This window comes from Streptomyces boninensis, assembly GCF_048572725.1.
Lineage (GTDB): Bacteria > Actinomycetota > Actinomycetes > Streptomycetales > Streptomycetaceae > Streptomyces > Streptomyces boninensis.
The window spans coordinates 7,642,324-7,663,781 of record NZ_CP183837.1 but is presented as its reverse complement, the minus strand read 5'-3'; the positions used below and the strand labels follow the sequence as shown (position 1 = coordinate 7,663,781).

Genomic DNA, 21,458 nt, shown 5'->3' with positions numbered 1-21,458 from the left:
GCCCGCCTCCGCCGCCCCCGCGGCATCCGCGGCCGCCGCATCCCCGCCATCCCCCTCCCCCACCGCCCGAGAAGCCGACGCATACCGGTCATCCAGCGTGTCCCCGGCCCCGGAAGGGGCCCCCGTGTCCGGGGTATCCGGGGCGTACAAGTCGTCCCACCAGGCGTCCGCATTCGCATGCGCGTCCGCATCCGCGCCCTGTGGCTCCCCGCTGTGGTGCTCCCCCTGCTCGCCCATGCCCTTATTGTCCACACTTCGGGGAGTGTGGAAACCGGCTTCGGAAACCGGGCTTTGGCAGGGATGATGTGCGCGGCGGTTTTGCGCCGTGGCTGGTTTCCGCCAACGGCGAGGGTGGGGCCGTCGTACAGCGACACCTGGGGAGGGAGCTGTTCAGATGCTGCATGCCATCGGGCTTGATGAGGTGCAGGAGTCGGCGTATCGCACGCTCGTGGGGCTGGGGGGTGCCGAAGTGCCGGAGCTGGCGCTCCGGTTGACGTTGCCGGAGGAGGAGGCCGTACGGACCTTGCGGCGGCTCGAGCGGCAGGGGCTCGCCGCGCAGTCGTCGGCGCGGCCGGGGCGGTGGGTCGCCGCGCCGCCGAATGTCGCGCTCGGCGCGCTGCTCACCCAGCAGCGGCACGAGCTGGAGCAGGCTGAGCTCGCTGCCGCCCGGCTCGCCGAGGAGTATCGGGCCGAGGCCGCCGAGCTCGCCGTGCACGATCTCGTCGAGGTCGTCACCGGGGCCGGCGCCGTCGCGCACCGGTTTCTGCAGCTCCAGCTCGGGGCCGTGAAAGAAGTCTGCGCGCTCGTCACCGGCAAGCCCACCGCCGTCAGCGCCCGCGACAATCTCGCCGAGGAGCAGGCCACCGCCCGCGGCGTGCGCTATCGCGTCGTCATCGAGCGCGAGGTGCTCACCCACCCCACCGGCATCGAGGAGGCCGCCACCGCGCTCGGCCGGGACGAGGAGGTGCGGCTCGCCGACCGGGTGCCGACGAAGCTCGTCGTCGCGGACGGCAGCGTGGCCATGGTGCCGCTCACCGGGCGCGGCACCGAGCCGTCCGCGCTGGTCGTGCACGCGAGCGGGCTCACGGACTCGCTCACCGGGCTCTTCGAGAGCGTGTGGCGGCATGCGCTGCCGCTGCGGCTGACCGCGGACGGGAGCGTCGCCGATGCGGGCGAGGACGGGCCCGACGGTACGGATCTGCAGATACTGTCGCTGCTCCTCGCCGGCCTCACCGACGCCAGCGTGGCCAAGCAGCTCGACCTCGGCCTGCGCACCGTGCAGCGCCGGGTGAAGCGGCTGATGGAAATCGTCGGCGTCGCCACCCGGCTACAGCTCGGCTGGTATGCGTACGAGCGGGGGTGGGTGTCCCGGACGGCCTCCCGGCCGCCCGCGCCCCGGTACGTGGAGAATTCGTGAACAACCCGTAATGCTCTCTGGCGGATTCTATGACATAGCCAACACATCAAAGCCCAGGCCATATTCGGCGAATCCGCAAAATCCCCGTGATTGCAGGCCAGCCGCCGCCTCCGCCGCGGATTCGGCACGCGCCCCGGTCGATCAGCCGTTCCCCTCCTCCTGCTAACTTCGCCGCCGGTTGTCCCAACCGGAAGGAGCCAACATGCAGGCCGCCGAACTACCGGTCGAGGGCTTCACCTACGGAGCGCTGACCCCGATTCTCGGGTACGCGGCCGCCTGCCTCGGCGCCGCCCTCGGACTGCGCTGCATGCTGCGCGCCGTGACCCGGTCCCCCAAGGTCCGGGTCCGCTGGCTGGTGCTGGGCGCCATCGGTCTGGGCACCGGCATCTGGACGATGCACTTCATCGCCATGCTCGGGTTCAGCGTCGAGGGCCTGGACATCGACTACGACGTGCCGGTCACCTTCGCCAGCCTCGCCGTGTCCATCCTGGTCGTCGGCATCGGCAGCTTCGTCGTCGGCTACGGCGGGCGTGGCGCCCTGCCCTTGATGACCGGCGGCCTGATCACCGGCCTCGGCGTCGCGGCCATGCACTATCTCGGCATGGCGGGCATGCGCTTCGCCGGGCACATCTCGTACGACACCACGACCCTGCTCATGTCGATCGTGATCGCGGTGCTCGCCGCCACGGGCGCACTGTGGCTGGCCGTGACGATCACCGGCTTCAGCGCCGCGGTCGGCTGCTCGCTGATCATGGGCGCCGCGGTCTGCGGGATGCACTACACCGGGATGGCGGCGCTGCGGATCTCGGCGGCGCCCGGCACCGCCGACGGCGGGAGCCAGCCGCTGGCGGTGCTCGCGCCCATGCTGATCGGGCCGGTGCTGCTGCTGTTCTTCGTCGGGCTCTTCGTCTGCATGGATCCGGATCCGGTGGCCAAGGAGCGGCGCCGGCAGCGGGCCGAGCGGGCCAGGGTGGGGTACTTCTAAGCCCCCGAGGCCGCTTAGCGCTTCTTCCAGCGCCGTCGCTCCTCCGCGCGCAGCCGCGCGTCCGTGCGCGCCGCGATGCGGCGGTTCTCGCGCAGCAGCTTGCGGTAGCTCTCCAGCCGCCGGTACGGGAGGTCGCCCGACTCCACGGCGGCCTGCACCGCACAGCCCGGCTCGCTCTCGTGCACGCAGTCGTCGAAGCGGCACCCGGCCGCCAGCGCGTCGATCTCGGTGAAGACCTGCGCGAGGCCGTCCTCCGCGTCCCACAGCCCCACCCCGCGCAGCCCCGGCGTGTCGATGAGCACGCCGCCGCCGGGGAGCGGCAGCAGGTCGCGGGTGGTCGTGGTGTGGCGGCCCTTGCCGTCGCTGTCGCGGATGGCGTTGACCTCCTGGGCAGCCGCGCCCAGCAGGGTGTTGGTGAGCGTGGACTTGCCGGCGCCCGACGGGCCGAGCAGCACCGTCGTGCCGCCCGCGACGGCGGCGCGCAGCGCCTCGACGCCCTGCCCGGTGGTGGCGCTGACCGCGAGCACCGGCACGCCGGGCGCCGCGGCCTCCGTATCGGCGAGGAGGTGGCCGAGGACGTCCGGGTCCTCGATGAGGTCGGCCTTGGTGAGTACGACGACGGGCTGCGCGCCGCTCGACCAGGCCAGCGAGAGCATCCGCTCCAGCCGGGCGAGCCGCAGCTCGTGGGCGAGGGGGACGGCGACGACGGCGTGGTCGACGTTGGCCGCGAGCACCTGCCCGTCGGAACGCTTCGAGGACGCCGACCTGAGGAACGCGGTACGGCGGGGCAGCAGCGCCCGTATGACGGGATGCTCCCCCGGCTCCAGCGCCGCCCAGTCGCCGGTGCACGGCAGCCGGGTCGGGTCGGTGCCCGAGTCGGCGGCGATGGCGGCCCGTACCGGACCGTCCGCCGTGACCGCCTCGCAGCCGCCGCGGTCGACGCGGACGATGCGGGCGGGGGTCAGCCCATCGGCCTCGTACGGGCTGAAGGCGTCGGCGAACGCCTCGTCCCAGCCGTAGGCCGCGAGGGCGTCAGAGCTTGAGAGGTGTGGCAAGAGAGTGACCCTTCAGGGTGAGGTGAAGCTGCGACGAATTGGGGCCTTGGCCCCGGCAATCGACGGTCATGGTCCTCACCTCCCTGCTCGGGTTACGGCGTGCGCCCGCAGCGTAAGCGGCGGTGTGGGCCGGTCGCCATTAGTTTTCGTGGGGTGGGTGTGAACGACGACATCGCGGCGCTGCTGCAGGAATACGCGGACCTGCTGTCCATCACCGGCGGCGACGCCTTCAAGGTGCGTGCGTACGAGCGCGCCGCCCGCGCGGTGGGCGGGCACGGCGCGGACGTGGCCAAGCTCGGCGCGAAGGAGCTCAAGGCGATCCCCGGCGTGGGCTCGTCGATCGCGGACAAGGTGGCGGAGTATCTGCGCACCGGCAAGGTCGCGGCCATCGAGGAGGCGCGGGCGAAGATCCCGGCGGGTGTGCGGGAGCTGACGGAGATCCCCGCGCTCGGCCCGAAGCGGGCGCTGCAGCTGTACGACGAGCTCGGCGTGGACTCTGTGGACGCGCTGGCGGCGGCGATCGACGAGCGGCGGCTGCGCGGGCTGAAGGGCTTCGGCCCGAAGAGCGAGGAGAAGCTGCTGCACGGCATCGAGCTGCTGCGGGCGGCGACGGGGCGGGTGCCGGTGGATGTGGCGACCGAGCTCGCGCAGTCGCTGGTGGCGCGGCTTTCGGAGGTGGCGGGGTGTGTCCGCTGCGCGTACGCGGGCTCGCTGCGGCGGCGGAAGGAGACGGTCGGCGATCTGGACATCCTGGCGGCGGCGGAGGACTCGGGGCCGCTGATGGAGGCCTTCGCCGGGCACGAGTCGGTCGCCGAGGTGATCGGGCGCGGCGAGACGAAGACCTCGGTGCGTACGGGCGACGGGGTGCAGGTGGACCTGCGGGTGGTGCCGCCGGGTGCGTGGGGCGCGGCGCTGCAGTACTTCACGGGCTCGAAGGAGCACAACGTGCGCACCCGGGAGATCGCCGTACGGAAGAAGCTGAAACTGTCGGAGTACGGGCTCTTTCACGCGAAGAGCGGGCGGCGGATCAAGGTGGAGACGGAGGAGGACGTCTACGAGCGGCTGGGGCTGCCGTGGATTCCGCCGCCGCTGCGGGAGGACCGCGGCGAGGTGCGGGCGGCGCTCGAGGGTGAGCTGCCGGAGCTGCTGGTCGAGGACGATCTGCGCGGCGATCTGCATACGCACACGGATCTGACGGACGGCCTGGATGCGCTGGAGACGATGGTGGCGGCGGCGAAGAAGCGTGGTTACGCGTACTACGCGATCACCGATCACGCGCCGGACCTGCGGATGCAGCGGATGACGAAGCAGAAGATGCTCGCCCAGCGGAAGCAGGTGGCGAAGCTGGCCGAGCGGACCAAGGGGATGCGGCTGCTGCACGGCACCGAGCTGAACATCGGGCCGGATGGGGCGGTGGACTGGCCGGGCGACTTCCTGGCTTCGTTCGACGTATGCGTGGCGTCCGTGCACTCGCACTTCGACCAGCCGAAGGACGAGATGACGCGGCGCTTCATCGCGGCCGCCGAGAACCCGCACGTGCACATCATCGGCCACCCGACGACCCGCAAGGCGGGCAAGCGCCCCGGCGTCGACGCCGACTGGGACGCGGTCTTCGCGGCCTGCGCACGTACGGGCACGGCGCTGGAGGTCAACGCTCACCCGAACCGGCTCGACCTCCCGGACGACCTGATCCTGCGGGCGCGGGAGCACGGGGTGCGCTTCTCGGTGGACAGCGACGCGCATTCCGTACCGGACCTGGACAACATGACGTACGGCGTGGGCATCGCGCAGCGCGGGTGGCTGATGGCGGAGGACGTCATCAACGCGTGGCCGCTGCAGAAGCTGCGGCGTTTTCTGCGAAAAGGTCACCGAGGCTCGTGAGGCTGTGGGCGCCGCGACCGTCGGCTATGGCGCGGCGGACGGCGGCGAAGAGGGCGTCGTTGAGACCCGGGGAGACGCCGGAGTCGGCGGCGGTGTGGCGGACGTGGTCGATGCTCGCCTCGGCCATGGTCAGGCGGTCCACGTCGCCCTCGTGGTGGCCGGCGTCGATGCGCGGGGCGTAGAACTCCGCGAAGTGCGGCAGCGAGCCGAGGGTCTCGACGGCGTACGGGAGCAGCTCGGCGGCGGAGATGCCGTTGGCGCGGGCGAGGGCGGTGGCGTGGACGTAACTGAGCATGGCGGGCCAGAACATGGCCATCTGGAGCTGGTAGTGCAGCTGGGCCAGGCCGGGGTCGCTGCCGCGGTAGTCGGTGCGGGTGAGGACGCCGAGGGTGGGCTCGTGGGTCTCGAAGAGGGCCTTGTCGCCGCTGTAGTACGTGAAGGAGTTCTCCGGGTCACCGATGCCGGAGGGCGCTGCACCGACGCCGCCGGAGAGGAAGCCGGCGCCGTGCCCGGCCGCCCAGGCGGCGCCCTTGCGGGCCTGCTCGGGGGTGTCGGAGCTGAGGTTCACGAGGGTCTTGCCGTGGAGGTGGGGGGTGTACGGGTCGAGGATCGCGTACATGGCGGGGTAGTCGGTGAGGCTGAGGACGGTCAGGTCGCCGGCGTCGAGGGCGTCCGGGACGGTGGCGGCTTCGGTGGCGCCCTGGTCGAGGAGGGCGGTGGCGCGGCCGGGGGTGCGGTTCCAGACGGTCACGGGGTGGCCGGCCGCGCGGAAGGCGGTGGCCATGGCGTGGCCCATGGGGCCCAGTCCGATCACGGTTATGTGGGGCTTGGGGGTGGTGGGCATTGTCGTACCTCCTGAGGCGCTGGGGCGGGGCTGGAGCGGGCCGAAGCGGGCTGGAACGAACGCTCCATCCAATGCAGCGAGACGCTAACACATGATTGGAACGAACGCTCCATCCAGCAGGTCAGCGGGCTGCGGCTATGGAGCGAACGCTCCATCCAGTACCCTCACCCGCGTGAAGACGACGTCATCAGGCACCCGGGAACGGATCATCGAGGTGACCTCCCGGCTGCTGCAGCGGCAGGGCTACGAGGGCACCGCCATCAAGCAGATCGCGCAGGGGTCGGGCGCCACGGTCAGCTCCGTCTACCACCACTTCCCCGGCGGCAAGCAGGAGCTCGCGATCGCCGCGATCCGGCACGGCGACCAGGAGTTCGCCGACCTCCTCCGCGAGACCCTCGGCAGGTCGCGGGACCCGGTCCAGGCGATCATCGCCTGCACCTCGGCGCTCGCCACCGGGCTGAGCGAGTCGGACTGGGCGGACGGCTGCCCCGTCACCGCGACGGCGCTCGAGACCGCCGGGCTCATCCCGGAGATCCAGCAGGCGGTCAGCGAGACGTACGAGAACTGGCAGGCGCTGGTGCACGAGCGGCTGCGCGCCGCCGGCATCGCCGATGCCGAGGCCCGGGACCTGGCCGTCACCGTCGTCGCCACCATCGAGGGTGCGGAGGGCGCGGCCCAGGTCTTCCGTAGCGAACGTCCGCTCCACCTCGCCGGCAAGCACCTGGCGCGGCTGCTCAGCTCGTACCTCTGAATCCGCTGAATCCGCTGAATCCGCCCGCCTCAGCCCGCAACGGTGAACCCGCCTACTTGAGCTCCCGATCCCGCCGCCGCAGCAGCCGGCTCCCCAGCCCCTCCACATGGAGCGTCTTCGCCCACCGCGACACGGCCCCGTTCGGCCGCGCCCGCTCCTCCCCGTCGTCCTCCCACTCGCGCTCGCGCCCCTCGCGCCACTCCCGCGCCGAGGAGTCGCCGTCGAGGCCGCGCTCGCGCGCCACCCGCTCGGCCGCGGCCTCCGCCACGATCTGGGCCGCCGCCTCCTCCCGCGCCCGCGCCGTCTCCGCCCGCCCGGTCTCGGTCGCGACCGACGGCCAGACACGGTCGAAGGCGGCGTTCACCGCGGCGCCGACCAGCACCGCGAAGGCCGAGACGCCGAGCCACAGCAGGGCGGCGAGCGGGGCGGCGAGGGAGCCGTAGATGGTGGGGCCCTCGATGGTGTTGGTGAGGTAGAGGCGCAGCAGGAAGCTGCCGAGCAGCCACATGCCGAAGGCGACGAGCGCGCCGGGGAGGTCCTCCCGCCAGGGCGAACGGACCGGCACCGACACGTGGTACAGCGTGGTCAGGAAGAAGATCGAGAGCACCACCACGACCGGCCAGTACAGCGCCCGCACCGCGCCCTCGCTCTGCGGCACCAGCGACACCACCGCCTCCGGGCCGGCCACCATCAGCGGCAGCGCGATCACGCCGATGATCAGGCCGACGAGGTAGAGGCCGAAGGCGAGGATGCGGGTCTTCACGATGCCGCGCAGCCCGTCGAGGCCGTACATGACGGTGATGGTGTCGATAAAGACATTCACCGCCCGCGAGCCCGACCACAGCGCGATGCCGAAGCCGAGCGAGATGATGTCGGGCCGGGTGGAGCCGTCTATGACGTCGGCGAGCAGCGGGCGGACGAGCTGGTTGACGCCCTTCTCGGTGAGGACCTTCTCCGACGCCTCGATGATGTTGCGCCGAATGGTCTCCATGTCGATGAAGGAGTCGAAGTAGCCGAGCAGGCCCAGCAGGCCGAGGAGCAGCGGCGGCAGTGACAGCAGGCAGAAGAAGGCGGCCTCGGCGGCGAGGCCGATGACCCGGTAGCGCATGCAGGAGCCGACGGTGTCCTTCAGCAGCAGCCAGGCGAGGGTGCGCTTGGGCAGGTTCCGGTACAGGGCCTTCGCCCTGTCGAGCCGGCCGTGCGGCCGCTCCCGTTCACCTTCCATACCCGCTCCCACCTGCTTACCGTATCCGTCATGGCAGCCAGCACTCACACCGTGACCAACCAGGCTCCGCCACTGGTGGAGTACGACGCCTATGAGGCGGATGCGGCACTAAGAGCGGGGATCGACCGGCATGTCGCCCCCGAGCGGCGCGCCGAGGTGCACGCCGAGCTCGGCGTGCTCGGCCGCAGAGCGGGCTCCGCCGAGGCGCAGGAGTGGGGACGGCAGGCGAACGAGAACGAGCCGGTGCTGCGCACCCACGACCGCTACGGCAACCGTATCGACGAGGTCGAGTTCCACCCGGCCTGGCACCACCTCATGGAGCAGGGGGTGGCCGGCGGCCTCGCCGACGCCTGGTCGCGGCCCGACGGGCATGTGCGCAGGGCGGCCGCGTTCCACGTCTGGACGCAGGTCGAGCCGGGCCACGGCTGCCCGCTGTCGATGACCCACGCCGCGGTCCCCGCGCTGCGCGCGCAGCCGGACCTGGCGGCGGTCTGGGAGCCGCTGCTGACTTCGCGGTCGTACGAATTCGGGCTCGGGAAGCCCGCGGCGCGGAAGGCGGGCGCCATCGCCGGGATGGGCATGACAGAGAAGCAGGGGGGTTCGGACGTCCGGGCGAATACGACGCAGGCCGAGGCTTTGGCCGATGGCTCGTACGCGCTCACCGGCCACAAGTGGTTCTGCTCGGCGCCGATGTCGGACGTCTTCCTGGTCCTCGCCCAGGCGCCCGGCGGCCTGACCTGCTTCCTCCTCCCCCGCGTGCTCCCCGACGGCACCCGCAACACCTTCCGCATCCAGCGCCTGAAGGACAAGCTCGGCAATCGCGCGAACGCCTCCAGCGAGGTCGAGTTCGACGGCACGACCATCGGCTGGCGGGTCGGCGAGGAGGGCCGCGGCGTCCGCACCATCATCGGCATGGTCGCCGCCACCCGGGTGGACTGCGTCATCGGTTCGTCCGCGCTGATGCGCCAGGCGCTGACGCAGGCGGTCCACCACGCCGAGCACCGCAGCGCCTTCGGCGGTCCCCTTATCGACAAGCCGCTGATGCGCAATGTCCTCGCCGACCTCGCCCTCGAGTCGGAGGCGGCGACGACGCTGGCGCTGCGGCTCGCGGCGGCGCACGACGAGGACTCGGACTCCGCGCGCGCCTTCCTGCGGCTCGCGGTCCCCGCCGCGAAGTACTACGTCACGAAGCGCTGCACGCCGACGGTGGCGGAGGCGCTCGAATGCCTCGGCGGCAATGGCTACGTGGAGGAGTCGGGCATGCCGCGGCTGCTGCGCGAATCCCCGCTGAACTCGATCTGGGAGGGCTCCGGGAACGTCCAGGCGCTGGACGTCCTGCGCGCGATGCAGCGCGAGCCCGGCGCCCTGGACGCGGTCCTGACGGAGCTGGGCGAGGCGCGGGGGGCTGATCACCGGCTGGACGCGGCGGTGAAGGACTTCCTGACGGAGCTGAGCGACCTGGACGCGATCGAGGCGCGGGCGCGGCGGGTGGTGGAGCGGCTGGCGCTGGTGATCCAGGGGTCGTTGCTCGTACGGCATGCGCCGGCGGAGGTCGCGGACGCGTTCTGCGCGTCGCGGCTGGGCGGGGACTGGGGCCATGCCTTCGGCACGCTGCCCCCGTCGGGCGGCCTGGACGCGATTGTGGAGCGAGCTCGGCCGGTACGAGGCTGAGCACCGGCCTGCGCGGCAGCGCGTCGGGGTCTGGGGGCGAAGCCCCCAGATATCCCGGCCCACCTTGCGCGGAGCGCAGTGCGCGGCAGCGGTACCGCCCCTCCCCTGAAGGGGACAGGGGAGGATCGTTTCCGCTGCCGCGCGTCGGGAGCGGTGCCGCGCCGACTCGGCACCGCTCCCGGTCTCTGCGGTCCTCACCCTGCGCCAATGTGCGTGCTCCCCACAAGAGTTGCAGGGCGTTGCAACGATGTGGTGAAAACGGCAGTGGCTGACGCCCGGAGGACGCACTATGGAGTGGTAAGTACCTCGTTCGGGGGAGAGTCATGTTCGAGGAGCCTGGCGCGCTAGGCGCGAAGGACCGCATCGCGAAGGACCGCATAAGGCCGGAGATCGCCGAGTCCTGGCGCCGGGCGAGCCGCTTCCGCGTGGACCCGGACCGCGGCCCGGACCAGCACCACGTCCCCGGCGAGGAGGTCCAGCACCGCCGCGAGACCTCCCCGCTGGCGAGCGTGCTCCCCGAACTCTACGAGGGCCTGAAGTCGGTCAGCGACGAGCCCGGCCACGTACTCGTGGTCTCCGACGCCGAAGGCGTCGTGCTCTGGCGCAGCGGCGGCCGGCGCGGCCTCCGCGCCGCGGAGGCCATCGGCCTCGCGGAGGGCGCCCACGTCGGCGAGGAGATCATCGGCACCAACGGCATCGGCACCGTGCTCGCCACCCGCACGCCGCTGGCCGTACGGGCCCGGGAGCACTCCCTCCGCATCTACAAGTCCTGGACCTGCGTCGGCGCCCCGCTGCACGATCCGCGGAACGGCAAGCTGCTCGGCGTAGCCGACCTCAGCGGCCCTGCAGAAACGCTTCCTCCCACCGCCCTCCCCCTCGTCACCGCGGTCACCCGCCTCGCCGAAGCGAGCATGCGCGAACGCCACCGCCAAGTCCTCGACCGCCTGCGCGCGGTGGCCGCCCCGGTACTCGCGGGCCTGCCCGGCCAGGCCTTCGCGGTCGACGCCCACGGCTGGGTGGCCGGCGCGGTCGGCCTCGCGCCCCCGGACCGGATCCGGCTGCCGCTCCGTCCCGAGGCCGGCGAGTGCACCGTGCCCGGCTTCGGCCGGTGCCTCATGGAGCCGCTGCCCGGCGGCTGGCTGCTGCGCGTCGGCCGCGCCGAGGAGGAGCAGGCGCCGAGCCAGGTCGTCCTCGACGTCAGCGGCCGCAACGCCTGGACGCTCACGGTCGAGGGGTACGCGGGGCGCTGGGCCCAGGAGTTGAGTCCGCGGCACGCCGAGGTGCTCCTGCTGCTGGCCCTGCGGCGGGATGGGCTGAGTGCGGCTTCGCTGGCGGCCGGGTTGTTCGGGGATGCGAGCCGGACGGTGACGGTGCGGGCGGAGATGTCTCGGCTGCGGCGGACGCTGTCGAGCGTGCTCACCCATCGCCCGTATCGCTTCACGGACGGGGTGAACGTGCAGATCCGCTTTCCGGAGCATCCGGTGGACTTGCTGCCGCACTCCACGGCGCCGGGGGTGCGGGAGGCGCGGACCACCACGGCCTAGCCGGTGGCCCGCTCCCGCTTCGGGGTGGGCGCCAGGCGGGCGCTCAGTGCGCCCCCAGCATCCCCCTGATCCGCGCCGCCAGTTCCTCGAAGGCGGCCGTACGCATCACCTTTGCGTACTCCCGCTCCCGCGGCAGATCCACCGGCAGCGTCTCCACCACCCGCCCGGGGCGGGGGCTCATCACCTCCACGCGCGTGCCGAGGTAGATCGCCTCCGCGATCGAGTGGGTCACCAGCACCACCGTCGTGCCGGTCTCCCGCCAGATGCGGTGCAGTTCGGTGTTGAGGTTCTCGCGGGTCAGCGCGTCCAGGGCGCCGAAGGGCTCGTCGAGGAGCAGCACCGGCGGCTCGTGCAGCAGCGCCCGGCACAGGGCGACGCGCTGCTGCATGCCGCCGGAGAGCTCGTGCGGGAGCGCGTTCTCGAAGCCCTTCAGCCCCGTCAGCTCGATGAGTTCGTCGGCCTTGCGGGCCGCGGTGGCCTTGTCCATGCCGCGCATCTCGGCCTGCAGCAGGATGTTCTTACGGGCGCCCCGCCACTCCAGCAGCGCCGCCCGCTGGAAGGCGAAGCCGATCCGGCGCTGCGGGCCGCGCACCTCCTCGCCGAGCAGCCGGACGGTGCCGGTGGTCGGCCGTACCAGACCCGCGATCATCTTCAGCAGCGTGGACTTGCCGCACCCCGACGGGCCGAGGATGGAGACGAACTCCCCCGGCTCAATCCGCATCGACACCCCGTCGACGGCGGTCGTACGGCTGCGCTTCGTCGTGAACGTACAGGTGACGTCCTCGATGTCGACACCGGCCCGACCGCCCGCCGCCGCCTGCTCCTTATCCAGCTCCACCGCTGCCTCCACGCCCCGGCTCACCCCTGGCCCGCGTACGACGCGTCCCAGTACGCGGACGGCGCCTGCGCCTTCTTCAGCATGCCGCCGTCCTTGAGCAGGTCGATGGTCTCCTGCCACTTCTTCTCGTCATTGGCGCCGTGACGGCCCTCCAGCAGCGGCAGCGTCTGCTTGAACTGGCTCGCCAGCACCTTCTCCGGCGGCGCCCCGTCCACCGACTCCGACATGATCTTCACGGCCTCGGACTGGTGCTTCGCCGCCTCCGTCCACGCCTTGGCGGTCGCGGTGGTGAAGGCCTTCGCGAGCTTCGGGTCGTCCCCCAGCATCTTGTCGCCGGTGACGATGCCGTTGCCGAGGACGTTCATGCCGTAGTCCGCCCAGAGGAGGTAGTCGACCTGCTTGCCGGTCTTGTCCTCGACGGTGGGTCCCTGGTCGTGGAAAAAGCCCATGATGGCGTCGACCTTGCCGGCGCCGAGGTTGGCGATCTTCGCGGCCGGGTCCATGTTGACGACCTTCACCTTGGCCGGGTCGACCTTGTTCTCCTTCAGCCAGCCGGGGAAGGTCGCGTACAGCGCGTCGCCCGGCGTGCCGCCGACCGTCTTGCCCTCGAGGTCCTTGGGCGTCTTGATCTTCTGGTCGGAGAGGAACTGCACGGAGGACGGGCCCTTTTGCAGATAGACCCCGAGGCTCTTCACCTTCATGCCCTCGTTCACCCCGGCCAGCAGCGCGGGGGTGTCCGCCCAGCCGAAGTCCGAGTGCCCCTGGGCGACCTGCTTGACGGTGCCGGCGGAGCCGTGCCCCGGCTTGATGGTGAGGTCGATGCCGGCCTTCTCGTAAATCCCCTTCTCGAGGCCGTAGTAGAAGGCGGCGTGTTCGCCGTACGGGACCCAGTTCAGGGTCAGCGTGACCTTCTTGCCCTTGCCGCCGCCCCCCGCGTCGCTGCCGCCGCCCTTGTCGTCCGAGGTGTCGGGGGCGCAGGCGGCCGCGCCTGCCAGCACGGCGGCCAGGAGGGGGGCCAGGGTGCGGGCCGTCGTGGTGCGCTTCTTTGCGGTTCTCATCAGAGCGGCCTTCCGGTGAGGGTCGGTACGAGGGGTGGGGACCTGGGCGCGCGTTGGCCCGGGGCTTTGGCTTGCGGGCTTACGCCGAGGTGGTGGCCAGCATCGTCGAGCCGCTGCCGCCACCGGCGTTGCGGCGGCTGGCGTGCCAGGGGATCAGCAGCGCCTCGATGGCCTCGATGGCGACGAAGAGCACGATGCCGATCGCGGACATCAGGATCAGGTCGGCGAACAGCAGCGCCGAGTTGAGGTTGCCGCTGGCCTGCAGCAGTACGTATCCGAGGCCTTCGCTCGCCCCGACGAACTCGCCCACCACCGCGCCGACCACGGCCAGCGTCACGGCCACCTTCAGCCCGGACATCAGCTGCGGCAGCGCGCCGGGGAAGCGCACCTTGATGAAGACGTTGAGCCGGGAGGCGCCCATCGTGGCGGACAGGTCGAGCAGTTCCGGGTCGGTCGCCCGGAGGCCGGCCACGCCGGAGATCACCACGGGGAAGAAGGCGATCAGCACCGCCAGGATGATCTTCGGCGACAGGCCCGTACCGAACCACACCACGAGGATCGGCGCGATGGCGATCTTCGGAATGACCTGGGCGAAGAGGATGATCGGGTAGAGGGTGCGCTCGGCGGTCTCGGAGTAGACGATGAGCACGGCGGCGAGGACGCCGACGGCCGCGGCGATGATGAAGCCGATCACGGTCTCGTAGAAGGTGACATACGAGTGCTCCCAGAACATGGAGCGCTCGTCCCACAGCACCTCGACCACGGAGCCTGGCGTCGGCACGAGATATCGCTCGACCATCTCCCGCGCGGTGATGAACCACCACACGACGCCGAGCAGCGCGAGCAGGATCAGCGGCCGCCACACCGCGCCCCCGAACCGCCGCAGCCGCTCCCCGATCCGTACTCCGGCGCGATTCGGCGTAGGTACTCCCGTCTCGGGGCCGGTGGAGCTCGGACGTCGATCCTGCGTCTTCTGCATCGCCTGACTCCCGGTGCAGCTTGGTGACGTGCGGGTGTGCGGTAGAGCAGGTGCCACGCCTAGTAAGCGCTTGCCCGAAGCTAAGCGCGACGCACGGGTGCGGGCAAGGGGTCTGCACCCGGATTCCTCGGAGCTCAAGGACATTTGGCCCCTGGGCGCGGCCGTCGCTCCTTTCTACGGTGAGACCGGGGTGCTGGTCGTGCGGACAACGACGGCAGGGGGATCCATGAGCGCACAGGGAAGCGACCGGGACGGGAAGAGCCCGCAGGCGAAGCAGCAGCGGGCCGATGAGGTGTACGACCTCACGCAGAAGGTGGCTACCGCCGGGATGTGGGCGGAGGGGCTGAGCGGGGTTGTGGGGTTCGGCCTGCCGGTGCTCGTCGACGCCGGGATGATCGGCGTGTACAGCGATATGTGGAATGACATCCGGGGCGTCTACGGCAAGGGCAAGATCACCGCGCACGCCGCGCAGGAGTACATCAAGCGGAACATCCGCTTCTTGATCCAGGACTTCGTCTGGGACACGGTCCTCGGCAATGTCCCCGTCGCCGGCGCCTTCTTCAATGTGGTGTTCGCGAAGGCCACGACCTGGCGTCTGGGCATCTGGTTCGGCGCGCTTGCCGCGCTCGGCGAAGAGGACGAGAAGGTCCTGAACAGCGACGTCTCGATGGCAACCGCCACCATCGTCAGGGAGCTCTTCCCCGAGCTGGGCTCGCCCTTCGACTTCAAGACCCCGGACCGGGAGATCTTCACGTCGCTCCTCGTCGGCCTCGACGGCCTCACGACGAAGGACGCGAAGGGGCGGCTCGACGATGCGATGAAGGCGCTGAGGGGCGAGCTGCGGAGCTAGCCCCCCGGCGAGTGATCCGCTCAGCGCGGCCGCTCGGCAGGGCCGCTCGGCGGGGCTGTGATGGGATGGGAGGCATGACAGCCGTGCCCAGCGCCACCCTGACCACCTGGTATCTCGAGCAGACCGCGCCGGAGGACCTCGTTCCGCCGAGTGGCGGCCAGCAGCCGATGATCATGCGCGCCGAGGTGCCGTCGCCCGAGCTGAACCGATTCCTCTACGTCGCCGTGGGCAGCGACATCGCCTGGACCGACCGGCTGGTGTGGCCGCCCGAGCAGTGGCGGGAGTTCGTCGAGGCGCCCGCGACCGAGACCTGGATCGCGTACGACCGGGGGACGCCGGCCGGGTATGTCGAGATGCGGGGGCAGGCGGATGGCGTGATCGAGATCACGCAGTTCGGGCTCATTCCGGCATTTCGCGGGCGCGGGCTCGGCGGGTCGCTGCTCGCGTACGGCGTCGCCCGCGCCTGGGATCTCGCCGAGCGGTGGCCGGGGCGGGAGCGGACCCGGCGGGTCTGGCTGCACACCTGCAGCGATGACGGCGAGCATGCGCTGGCGAACTACGAGAAGCGCGGCTTCCGGGTGTACGACACGACCGTCGAGGAGCGCTCCGCCTAGCGCGCTGATCAGCGCATCTCACGATTCGAGCGAGTCTCGTCCACATAATGGATAACAGTGGACTCTCCGGAAGCCTCCATGCCACGCTTCCGTCATGTCTCGTGCTGGAGTTGCCCTCGTGAGTCGACGTCACGTCGACCTTGGCCGCATGTCCAGCGCCATCTGTCCGGCGGGCTGACAGTCCCAGCACCGCCGAGATCTCACTTGTGCAGAGCCGCCCCCACCGTCGTGGGCGAGCCGCCATGCCCCCCTTATTCCGCCTGACTAAGCAGGTCAGCGCCCGCCTGCCTGCCCGAAGGACGTACCAACCATGGCCGATAGCCAGTCGCGCCCCGCTGCGCAGAATCGCCGCAAGGCCGGCCGCCACCGCGGCGAAGGCCAGTGGGCCGTGGGCCATTTCACGCCGCTGAACGCGAACGAGCAGTTCAAGAAGGACGACGACGGTCTCAATGTGCGGACACGCATTGAGACGATCTACTCCAAGGCCGGATTCGACTCCATCGACCCCGCTGACCTGCGCGGACGCATGCGCTGGTGGGGTCTGTACACCCAGCGCAAGCCCGGGATCGACGGCGGCAAGACCGCGATCCTGGAGCCGCACGAGCTGGACGACGAGTACTTCATGCTGCGGGTCCGCGTCGACGGCGGGCGGCTGAGCGTGCAGCAGCTGCGCACCATCGGCGAGATCTCGCAGGAGTTCGCCCGCGGGACGGCGGACATCACCGACCGGCAGAACATCCAGCTGCACTGGATCCGGATCGAGGACGTGCCCGAGATCTGGCGCCGCCTCGAAGCCGTGGGGCTGTCCACCACCGAGGCCTGCGGCGATGTGCCGCGCGTCATCCTCGGCTCCCCCGTCGCCGGCATCGCCGCCGACGAGATCATCGACGGCACCCCGGCCATCGAGGAGGCGCACCGCCGCATCATCGGCAACCCGGCCTTCTCCAACCTCCCCCGCAAGTTCAAGTCCGCCGTCTCCGGCTCCCCGATCCTCGACATCGCGCACGAGATCAACGACGTCGCGTTCGTCGGCGTCGAGCACCCCGAGCTCGGCCCGGGCTTCGACGTGTGGGTCGGCGGCGGGCTCTCCACCAACCCGAAGATCGGCGTACGGATCGGCGCCTGGGTCTCGCTCGACGAGGTCACCGACGTCTTCGAGGGCGTCGTCAGCATCTTCCGCGACTACGGCTACCGGCGGCTGCGCAACCGCGCCCGGCTGAAGTTCCTGGTCGCCGACTGGGGCCCGGAGAAGTTCCGGCAGGTGCTGGAGGACGAGTACCTGCTGCGCAAGCTCAACGACGGCCCGCCCCCCGCAAAGCCGGTCGCCAAATGGCGCGACCACATCGGCGTGCACCAGCAGAAGGACGGCCGCTTCTACGTGGGCTTCGCCCCCAAGGTCGGCCGCGTCGACGGGGCCACGCTCTCCAAGATCGCCGACCTCGCCGCCGAGTACGGCTCCGACCGGCTCCGTACCACCGTCGAGCAGAAGATGCTCATCCTCGACGTGGCCGAGGAGCAGGTACAGCCGCTGACCGACGCCCTCGACGCGCTCGGCCTGCAGGTCAAGCCGTCCGCCTTCCGGCGCGGCACGATGGCCTGCACCGGCATCGAGTTCTGCAAGCTCGCCATTGTCGAGACGAAGGCCCGCGGGGCGGCGCTCATCGAGGAGCTGGAGCGGCGGCTGCCGGAGTTCGACGAGCCGATCTCCATCAACATCAACGGCTGCCCCAACTCCTGCGCCCGTATCCAGACTGCGGACATCGGTCTCAAGGGGCAGCTGGTCCGCGACAAGGACGGCAATCAGGTCGAGGGCTACCAGGTCCACCTCGGCGGCGCGCTCGCCATGGAGGACTCCGCCTTCGGTCGCAAGGTCCGCGGCCTGAAGGTCACCGCCGACGAGCTGGCCGAGTACATCGAGCGGGTCGTCCGGCGCTTCGAGGCCGAGCGCGACCAGGACGAGCCGTTCGCGAAGTGGGCGGCCCGCGCGGACGAGGAGGCCCTCCAGTGAGCGAGCGAGCCGCGCCCTTCTACTGCCCGTACTGCGGCGACGAAGACCTGCGCCCGAGCGAAGAAGGCAGCGCCTCTCCCGGGAAAGGGGCCGCCTGGGAATGCGCCGCCTGCAATCGCGCATTCAAGCTCTCGTTCCTCGGGCTGCTCGCCCGGGGCCTGACCAAGGGAGCGCCCGATGACCACAGTTGACCGTACGCAGCAGAGCCTGGAAGACCTCGCGCTGAAGGCCGGCCGGGAGCTCGAGGACGCCTCCGCGCTGGAGATCCTCACCTGGGCCACCGACACCTTCGGCGAGCGCTTCGCCGTCACCTCCTCCATGGAGGACGCCGTCGTCGCGCACCTCGCGTCCCGCGCCAGGCCAGGCGTGGACGTGGTCTTCCTCGACACCGGCTACCACTTCCCGGAGACCATCGGCACCCGCGACGCGGTGGCGGCGGTGATGGACGTCAACGTCATCACCCTCACCCCGAAGCAGACCGTCGCCGAGCAGGACGCCGAGCACGGCCCGAAGCTGCACGACCGCAACCCCGACCTGTGCTGCGCCCTGCGCAAGGTGGCACCGCTGGAGCAGGGCCTCAAGGCGTACGACGCCTGGGCCACCGGGCTCCGCCGCGACGAGTCGCCGACCCGCGCCAACACGCCCGTCGTCGGCTGGGACGCCAAGCGGCAGAAGGTCAAGGTCTCCCCCATCGCCCGCTGGACGCAGGACGACGTGGACGCCTACGTGGCCGAGCACGGCGTGCTCACCAACCCGCTGCTGATGGACGGCTATCCGTCGATCGGCTGCGCGCCCTGCACCCGGCGGGTGCTGGAGGGCGAGGACGCACGCGCCGGCCGGTGGGCGGGCCAGGGGAAGACGGAATGCGGGATTCACGGATGAGCGAGTTGAGCCGACCAACCAACGGAGCCACGGTGTGGCTCACCGGCCTGCCCAGCGCCGGCAAGACCACCATCGCCCAGGACGCGGCCGCGCGGCTGCGCGCCGCCGGGCACCGCGTCGAGGTGCTCGACGGCGACGAGATCCGCGAGTTCCTCTCCGCGGGACTCGGCTTCTCGCGCGAGGACCGGCACATCAATGTGCAGCGGATCGGTTACGTCGCCGAGCTGCTGGCCTCGAACGGCGTCCTGGCGCTCGCCCCGGTCATCGCCCCGTACGCCGACAGCCGCGAGGCGGTCCGCAAGCGGCACGCCGCGCAGGGCACGCCGTACGTCGAGGTGCATGTCGCGACGCCGGTCGAGGTGTGCTCCGTACGGGATGTGAAGGGGCTGTACGCGAAGCAGGCGGCGGGCGAGATATCGGGGCTGACCGGTGTGGATGACCCGTACGAGCCGCCGGCCGCGCCGGATCTGCGGATCGAGGCGCACGAGCAGAGCGTGACCGAGTCCGCCGCGGCGCTGATCGCGCTGCTCAACGAGAAGGGCCTGGCATGACGACGGTTACGACACCGGCCGAAGACACGGATTCCCCGTACGCGCTGACCCACCTGGACGCGCTGGAGTCCGAGGCGGTGCATATCTTCCGCGAGGTGGCGGGGGAGTTCGAGCGGCCGGTGATTCTCTTCTCCGGCGGCAAGGACTCGATCCTCATGCTGCACCTGGCGCTGAAGGCCTTCGCGCCCGCGCCGCTGCCGTTCTCGCTGCTGCATGTGGACACCGGGCACAACTTCCCCGAGGTGCTGGACTACCGGGACCGGGCGGTGGCCAAGCACGGCCTGCGGCTGCATGTGGCCAGCGTCCAGGACTACATCGACCGCGGCGTGCTCAAGGAGCGGCCTGACGGCACCCGTAATCCGCTGCAGACCGTGCCGCTGACGGAGAAGATCGCCGCCGAGCGGTTCGACGCCGTCTTCGGCGGCGGGCGCCGGGACGAGGAGAAGGCGCGGGCGAAGGAGCGGGTGTTCTCCCTGCGGGACGAGTTCTCCGCGTGGGACCCGCGCCGCCAGCGGCCCGAGCTGTGGCAGCTCTACAACGGGCGGCACGCGCCCGGCGAGCACGTCCGGGTCTTCCCGCTGTCCAACTGGACCGAGCTGGATGTGTGGCAGTACATCGCCCGCGAGGACATCGAGCTGCCCGAGATCTACTTCGCGCACGAGCGCGAGGTCTTCAAGCGCAGCGGCATGTGGCTGGCGCCGGGCGAGTGGGGCGGCCCGAAGGACGACGAGTCGGTCGAGACCCGCCTCGTCCGCTACCGCACCGTCGGCGACATGTCCTGCACCGGCGCCGTCGACTCCGACGCCACCGGCCTCGACGCCGTCATCGCCGAGATCGCCGCCTCCCGGCTCACCGAGCGCGGCGCCACCCGCGCCGACGACAAGCTCTCCGAGGCGGCCATGGAAGACCGCAAGCGCGAAGGGTATTTCTAAATGACGTCCGCGACCGAGCAGCTCTCGGCCACCACCCTGCTGCGCTTCGCCACCGCCGGCTCCGTCGACGACGGCAAGTCCACGCTGGTCGGACGGCTGCTGCACGACTCCAAGTCGGTGCTGACCGACCAGCTGGAGGCCGTCGAGCACGCCTCCCGCAGCCGCGGCCAGGACGCCCCCGACCTGGCGCTGCTCACCGACGGCCTGCGCGCCGAGCGGGAGCAGGGCATCACCATCGACGTGGCGTACCGCTACTTCGCCACCGCCAACCGCCGCTTCATCCTGGCCGACACCCCGGGGCACGTGCAGTACACCCGGAACATGGTCACCGGCGCCTCGACGGCCGAGCTGACGGTGATCCTCGTCGATGCCCGTAACGGAGTCGTGGAGCAGACCCGCCGCCACGCCGCCATCGCGGCGCTGCTGCGCGTCCCGCACGTCGTCCTCGCCGTGAACAAGATGGACCTCGTCGACTACGCCGAGGACGTCTTCGCACGGATCGCCGGGGAGTTCACCGCGTACGCCACCAACCTCGGCGTCCCGGAGATCACCGCCATCCCGATCTCCGCGCTCAACGGCGACAACGTCGTGGAGGCCAGCGCCCACATGGACTGGTACGGCGGCCCGACCGTGCTGGAGCACCTGGAGACCGTCCCGGCCAGCCACGACCTGACCGGCTGCCACGCCCGCTTCCCCGTCCAGTACGTGATCCGCCCGCAGTCCGCCGACCACCCGGACTACCGCGGCTACGCCGGCCAGATCGCCGCCGGCACCTTCCGGGTCGGCGAGGAGATCACCGTGCTGCCCTCGGGCCGTACGACAAAGATCGCCGGGATCGACCTGCTGGGCACGCCGGTGGACGTGGCCTGGACGCCGCAGTCGGTGACGCTGCTGCTCGAGGACGACATCGACATCTCCCGCGGCGACCTGATCGCGCCCTCCTCCGACGCGCCCGCGGTCAGCCAGGACATCAAGGCGACCGTCTGCCATGTCGCGGACGCGCCGCTGACCGTCGGCCACCGGGTGCTGATCAAGCACGCCACCCGTACGGTCAAGGCGCTGGTCAAGGAGATCCCGTCGCGGCTGACGCTGGACGACCTCTCCCAGCACCCCTCGCCCGGGCAGCTCGTCGCCAACGACATCGGCGAGGTCGTGCTGCGCACCGCCGAGCCGCTGCCGGTCGACGACTACGCCGACTCCCGGCGCACCGGGTCGTTCCTGCTGGTCGACCCGGCTGACGGCACCACCCTCACGGCCGGCATGGCGGGCACGGCTTTCACCGAGCACGCCCACGCCGCGCACGCGGACGAGGGCGCGGCCAAGGGCACCTCCGCCGATGACGGATGGGACTTCTGAGCGCCATGGCAGCCACG

Annotated in this window: 21 protein-coding genes; 15 read left to right on the top strand and 6 right to left on the bottom strand. The window is 71.0% G+C overall.

What is annotated here, in order from left to right:
- Positions 1–394: 394 nt before the first annotated feature.
- Both ACNNMR_RS34920 and ACNNMR_RS34915 read left to right on the top strand, forming a co-directional pair.
- On the top strand, positions 395–1,417 hold the full coding sequence (locus ACNNMR_RS34920; RefSeq protein ID WP_419998701.1) for a helix-turn-helix domain-containing protein: 1,023 nt from the start codon (positions 395–397) through the stop codon (positions 1,415–1,417).
- A gap of 202 nt (positions 1,418–1,619) precedes the next feature.
- Positions 1,620–2,402: an MHYT domain-containing protein gene (locus ACNNMR_RS34915; protein ID WP_419998700.1), complete on the top strand. Its 783-nt coding sequence runs from the start codon at positions 1,620–1,622 to the stop codon at positions 2,400–2,402.
- 14 nt (positions 2,403–2,416) lie between these two features.
- Here ACNNMR_RS34915 and rsgA read toward each other — a convergent pair whose 3' ends face one another.
- Positions 2,417–3,457 (bottom strand): ribosome small subunit-dependent GTPase A, encoded by a 1,041-nt coding sequence (gene rsgA / locus ACNNMR_RS34910; RefSeq protein ID WP_419998699.1) that lies wholly within the window; start codon positions 3,455–3,457, stop codon positions 2,417–2,419.
- A gap of 153 nt (positions 3,458–3,610) precedes the next feature.
- Between rsgA and polX the strand changes: the two genes are divergently transcribed.
- A complete protein-coding gene (polX, locus tag ACNNMR_RS34905; RefSeq protein ID WP_419998698.1) occupies positions 3,611–5,338 on the top strand; it encodes a DNA polymerase/3'-5' exonuclease PolX in 1,728 nt (575 codons plus the stop codon).
- Here the strand turns inward: polX and ACNNMR_RS34900 are convergent.
- Complete coding sequence (locus tag ACNNMR_RS34900; RefSeq protein WP_419998697.1) at positions 5,277–6,182, bottom strand: NAD(P)-dependent oxidoreductase; 906 nt, start codon at positions 6,180–6,182, stop codon at positions 5,277–5,279. The genes polX and ACNNMR_RS34900 overlap by 62 nt on opposite strands.
- 172 nt (positions 6,183–6,354) lie before the next feature.
- Between ACNNMR_RS34900 and ACNNMR_RS34895 the strand changes: the two genes are divergently transcribed.
- Positions 6,355–6,933: a TetR/AcrR family transcriptional regulator gene (locus ACNNMR_RS34895; RefSeq protein WP_419998696.1), complete on the top strand. Its 579-nt coding sequence runs from the start codon at positions 6,355–6,357 to the stop codon at positions 6,931–6,933.
- 52 nt (positions 6,934–6,985) lie between these two features.
- Here the strand turns inward: ACNNMR_RS34895 and ACNNMR_RS34890 are convergent, their stop codons facing one another.
- Complete coding sequence (locus tag ACNNMR_RS34890; RefSeq protein ID WP_419998695.1) at positions 6,986–8,158, bottom strand: YihY/virulence factor BrkB family protein; 1,173 nt, start codon at positions 8,156–8,158, stop codon at positions 6,986–6,988.
- 30 nt (positions 8,159–8,188) lie between these two features.
- Between ACNNMR_RS34890 and ACNNMR_RS34885 the strand changes: the two genes are divergently transcribed.
- Positions 8,189–9,829, top strand: a complete 1,641-nt coding sequence (locus ACNNMR_RS34885) for an acyl-CoA dehydrogenase family protein (protein WP_419998694.1) — start codon at positions 8,189–8,191, stop codon at positions 9,827–9,829.
- Positions 9,830–10,152: 323 nt separating this feature from the next.
- Positions 10,153–11,373 (top strand): GAF domain-containing protein, encoded by a 1,221-nt coding sequence (locus ACNNMR_RS34880; protein ID WP_419998693.1) that lies wholly within the window; start codon positions 10,153–10,155, stop codon positions 11,371–11,373.
- Positions 11,374–11,416: 43 nt separating this feature from the next.
- Here the strand turns inward: ACNNMR_RS34880 and ACNNMR_RS34875 are convergent, their stop codons facing one another.
- From ACNNMR_RS34875 to ACNNMR_RS34865, 3 genes are all read right to left on the bottom strand, one after another.
- On the bottom strand, positions 11,417–12,211 hold the full coding sequence (locus ACNNMR_RS34875) for an ABC transporter ATP-binding protein (RefSeq protein WP_419998692.1): 795 nt from the start codon (positions 12,209–12,211) through the stop codon (positions 11,417–11,419).
- 20 nt (positions 12,212–12,231) lie between these two features.
- On the bottom strand, positions 12,232–13,269 hold the full coding sequence (locus ACNNMR_RS34870; protein WP_419998691.1) for an ABC transporter substrate-binding protein: 1,038 nt from the start codon (positions 13,267–13,269) through the stop codon (positions 12,232–12,234).
- A gap of 79 nt (positions 13,270–13,348) precedes the next feature.
- Complete coding sequence (locus ACNNMR_RS34865) at positions 13,349–14,248, bottom strand: ABC transporter permease (RefSeq protein WP_419998690.1); 900 nt, start codon at positions 14,246–14,248, stop codon at positions 13,349–13,351.
- A gap of 226 nt (positions 14,249–14,474) precedes the next feature.
- Here ACNNMR_RS34865 and ACNNMR_RS34860 point away from each other — a divergent pair, with 226 nt between their 5' ends.
- From ACNNMR_RS34860 to ACNNMR_RS34820, 9 genes are all read left to right on the top strand, one after another.
- Complete coding sequence (locus ACNNMR_RS34860) at positions 14,475–15,098, top strand: hypothetical protein (RefSeq protein ID WP_419998689.1); 624 nt, start codon at positions 14,475–14,477, stop codon at positions 15,096–15,098.
- A 74-nt stretch (positions 15,099–15,172) separates the two neighbouring features.
- Entirely contained in the window at positions 15,173–15,712 is a 540-nt protein-coding gene (locus ACNNMR_RS34855; protein ID WP_419998688.1) for a GNAT family N-acetyltransferase, read from the top strand.
- 94 nt (positions 15,713–15,806) lie between these two features.
- Positions 15,807–15,890 carry a putative leader peptide gene (locus ACNNMR_RS34850; protein WP_362250088.1) on the top strand — a complete coding sequence of 28 codons (84 nt, stop codon included), beginning with the start codon at positions 15,807–15,809 and terminating at the stop codon, positions 15,888–15,890.
- A gap of 132 nt (positions 15,891–16,022) precedes the next feature.
- Entirely contained in the window at positions 16,023–17,720 is a 1,698-nt protein-coding gene (locus ACNNMR_RS34845; RefSeq protein WP_419998687.1) for a nitrite/sulfite reductase, read from the top strand.
- The gene (locus tag ACNNMR_RS34840; RefSeq protein ID WP_419998686.1) at positions 17,717–17,911 is read left to right on the top strand and encodes a hypothetical protein; all 195 of its coding nucleotides are present in this window, start codon (positions 17,717–17,719) and stop codon (positions 17,909–17,911) included. The genes ACNNMR_RS34845 and ACNNMR_RS34840 overlap by 4 nt, the downstream gene beginning before the upstream one ends.
- Positions 17,898–18,602 (top strand): phosphoadenylyl-sulfate reductase, encoded by a 705-nt coding sequence (locus tag ACNNMR_RS34835; protein WP_419998685.1) that lies wholly within the window; start codon positions 17,898–17,900, stop codon positions 18,600–18,602. The genes ACNNMR_RS34840 and ACNNMR_RS34835 overlap by 14 nt, the downstream gene beginning before the upstream one ends.
- Positions 18,599–19,153, top strand: coding sequence for an adenylyl-sulfate kinase (gene cysC / locus ACNNMR_RS34830; protein ID WP_419998684.1), 555 nt, complete (start codon positions 18,599–18,601; stop codon positions 19,151–19,153). The genes ACNNMR_RS34835 and cysC overlap by 4 nt, the downstream gene beginning before the upstream one ends.
- On the top strand, positions 19,150–20,085 hold the full coding sequence (gene cysD, locus ACNNMR_RS34825) for a sulfate adenylyltransferase subunit CysD (protein ID WP_419998683.1): 936 nt from the start codon (positions 19,150–19,152) through the stop codon (positions 20,083–20,085). The genes cysC and cysD overlap by 4 nt, the downstream gene beginning before the upstream one ends.
- Positions 20,086–21,441, top strand: coding sequence for a sulfate adenylyltransferase subunit 1 (locus tag ACNNMR_RS34820; protein WP_419998682.1), 1,356 nt, complete (start codon positions 20,086–20,088; stop codon positions 21,439–21,441).
- The last annotated feature ends 17 nt before the right edge of the window (positions 21,442–21,458 follow it).

Excerpts from the sequence above, each read along its gene's own strand:
- cysC (WP_419998684.1), top strand. The coding sequence starts at position 18,599 with ATGAGCGAGTTGAGCCGACCAACCAACGGAGCCACGGTGTGGCTCACC.
- ACNNMR_RS34900 (WP_419998697.1), bottom strand. The coding sequence starts at position 6,182 with ATGCCCACCACCCCCAAGCCCCACATAACCGTGATCGGACTGGGCCCC.
- ACNNMR_RS34860 (WP_419998689.1), top strand. The coding sequence starts at position 14,475 with ATGAGCGCACAGGGAAGCGACCGGGACGGGAAGAGCCCGCAGGCGAAG.
- ACNNMR_RS34880 (WP_419998693.1), top strand. The coding sequence starts at position 10,153 with ATGTTCGAGGAGCCTGGCGCGCTAGGCGCGAAGGACCGCATCGCGAAG.
- cysD (WP_419998683.1), top strand. The coding sequence starts at position 19,150 with ATGACGACGGTTACGACACCGGCCGAAGACACGGATTCCCCGTACGCG.
- ACNNMR_RS34920 (WP_419998701.1), top strand. The coding sequence starts at position 395 with ATGCTGCATGCCATCGGGCTTGATGAGGTGCAGGAGTCGGCGTATCGC.
- ACNNMR_RS34835 (WP_419998685.1), top strand. The coding sequence starts at position 17,898 with ATGACCACAGTTGACCGTACGCAGCAGAGCCTGGAAGACCTCGCGCTG.
- ACNNMR_RS34850 (WP_362250088.1), top strand. The coding sequence starts at position 15,807 with ATGTCTCGTGCTGGAGTTGCCCTCGTGAGTCGACGTCACGTCGACCTT.
- ACNNMR_RS34885 (WP_419998694.1), top strand. The coding sequence starts at position 8,189 with ATGGCAGCCAGCACTCACACCGTGACCAACCAGGCTCCGCCACTGGTG.
- ACNNMR_RS34870 (WP_419998691.1), bottom strand. The coding sequence starts at position 13,269 with ATGAGAACCGCAAAGAAGCGCACCACGACGGCCCGCACCCTGGCCCCC.
- ACNNMR_RS34865 (WP_419998690.1), bottom strand. The coding sequence starts at position 14,248 with ATGCAGAAGACGCAGGATCGACGTCCGAGCTCCACCGGCCCCGAGACG.
- ACNNMR_RS34890 (WP_419998695.1), bottom strand. The coding sequence starts at position 8,158 with ATGGAAGGTGAACGGGAGCGGCCGCACGGCCGGCTCGACAGGGCGAAG.
- ACNNMR_RS34845 (WP_419998687.1), top strand. The coding sequence starts at position 16,023 with ATGGCCGATAGCCAGTCGCGCCCCGCTGCGCAGAATCGCCGCAAGGCC.
- ACNNMR_RS34915 (WP_419998700.1), top strand. The coding sequence starts at position 1,620 with ATGCAGGCCGCCGAACTACCGGTCGAGGGCTTCACCTACGGAGCGCTG.
- ACNNMR_RS34820 (WP_419998682.1), top strand. The coding sequence starts at position 20,086 with ATGACGTCCGCGACCGAGCAGCTCTCGGCCACCACCCTGCTGCGCTTC.
- ACNNMR_RS34855 (WP_419998688.1), top strand. The coding sequence starts at position 15,173 with ATGACAGCCGTGCCCAGCGCCACCCTGACCACCTGGTATCTCGAGCAG.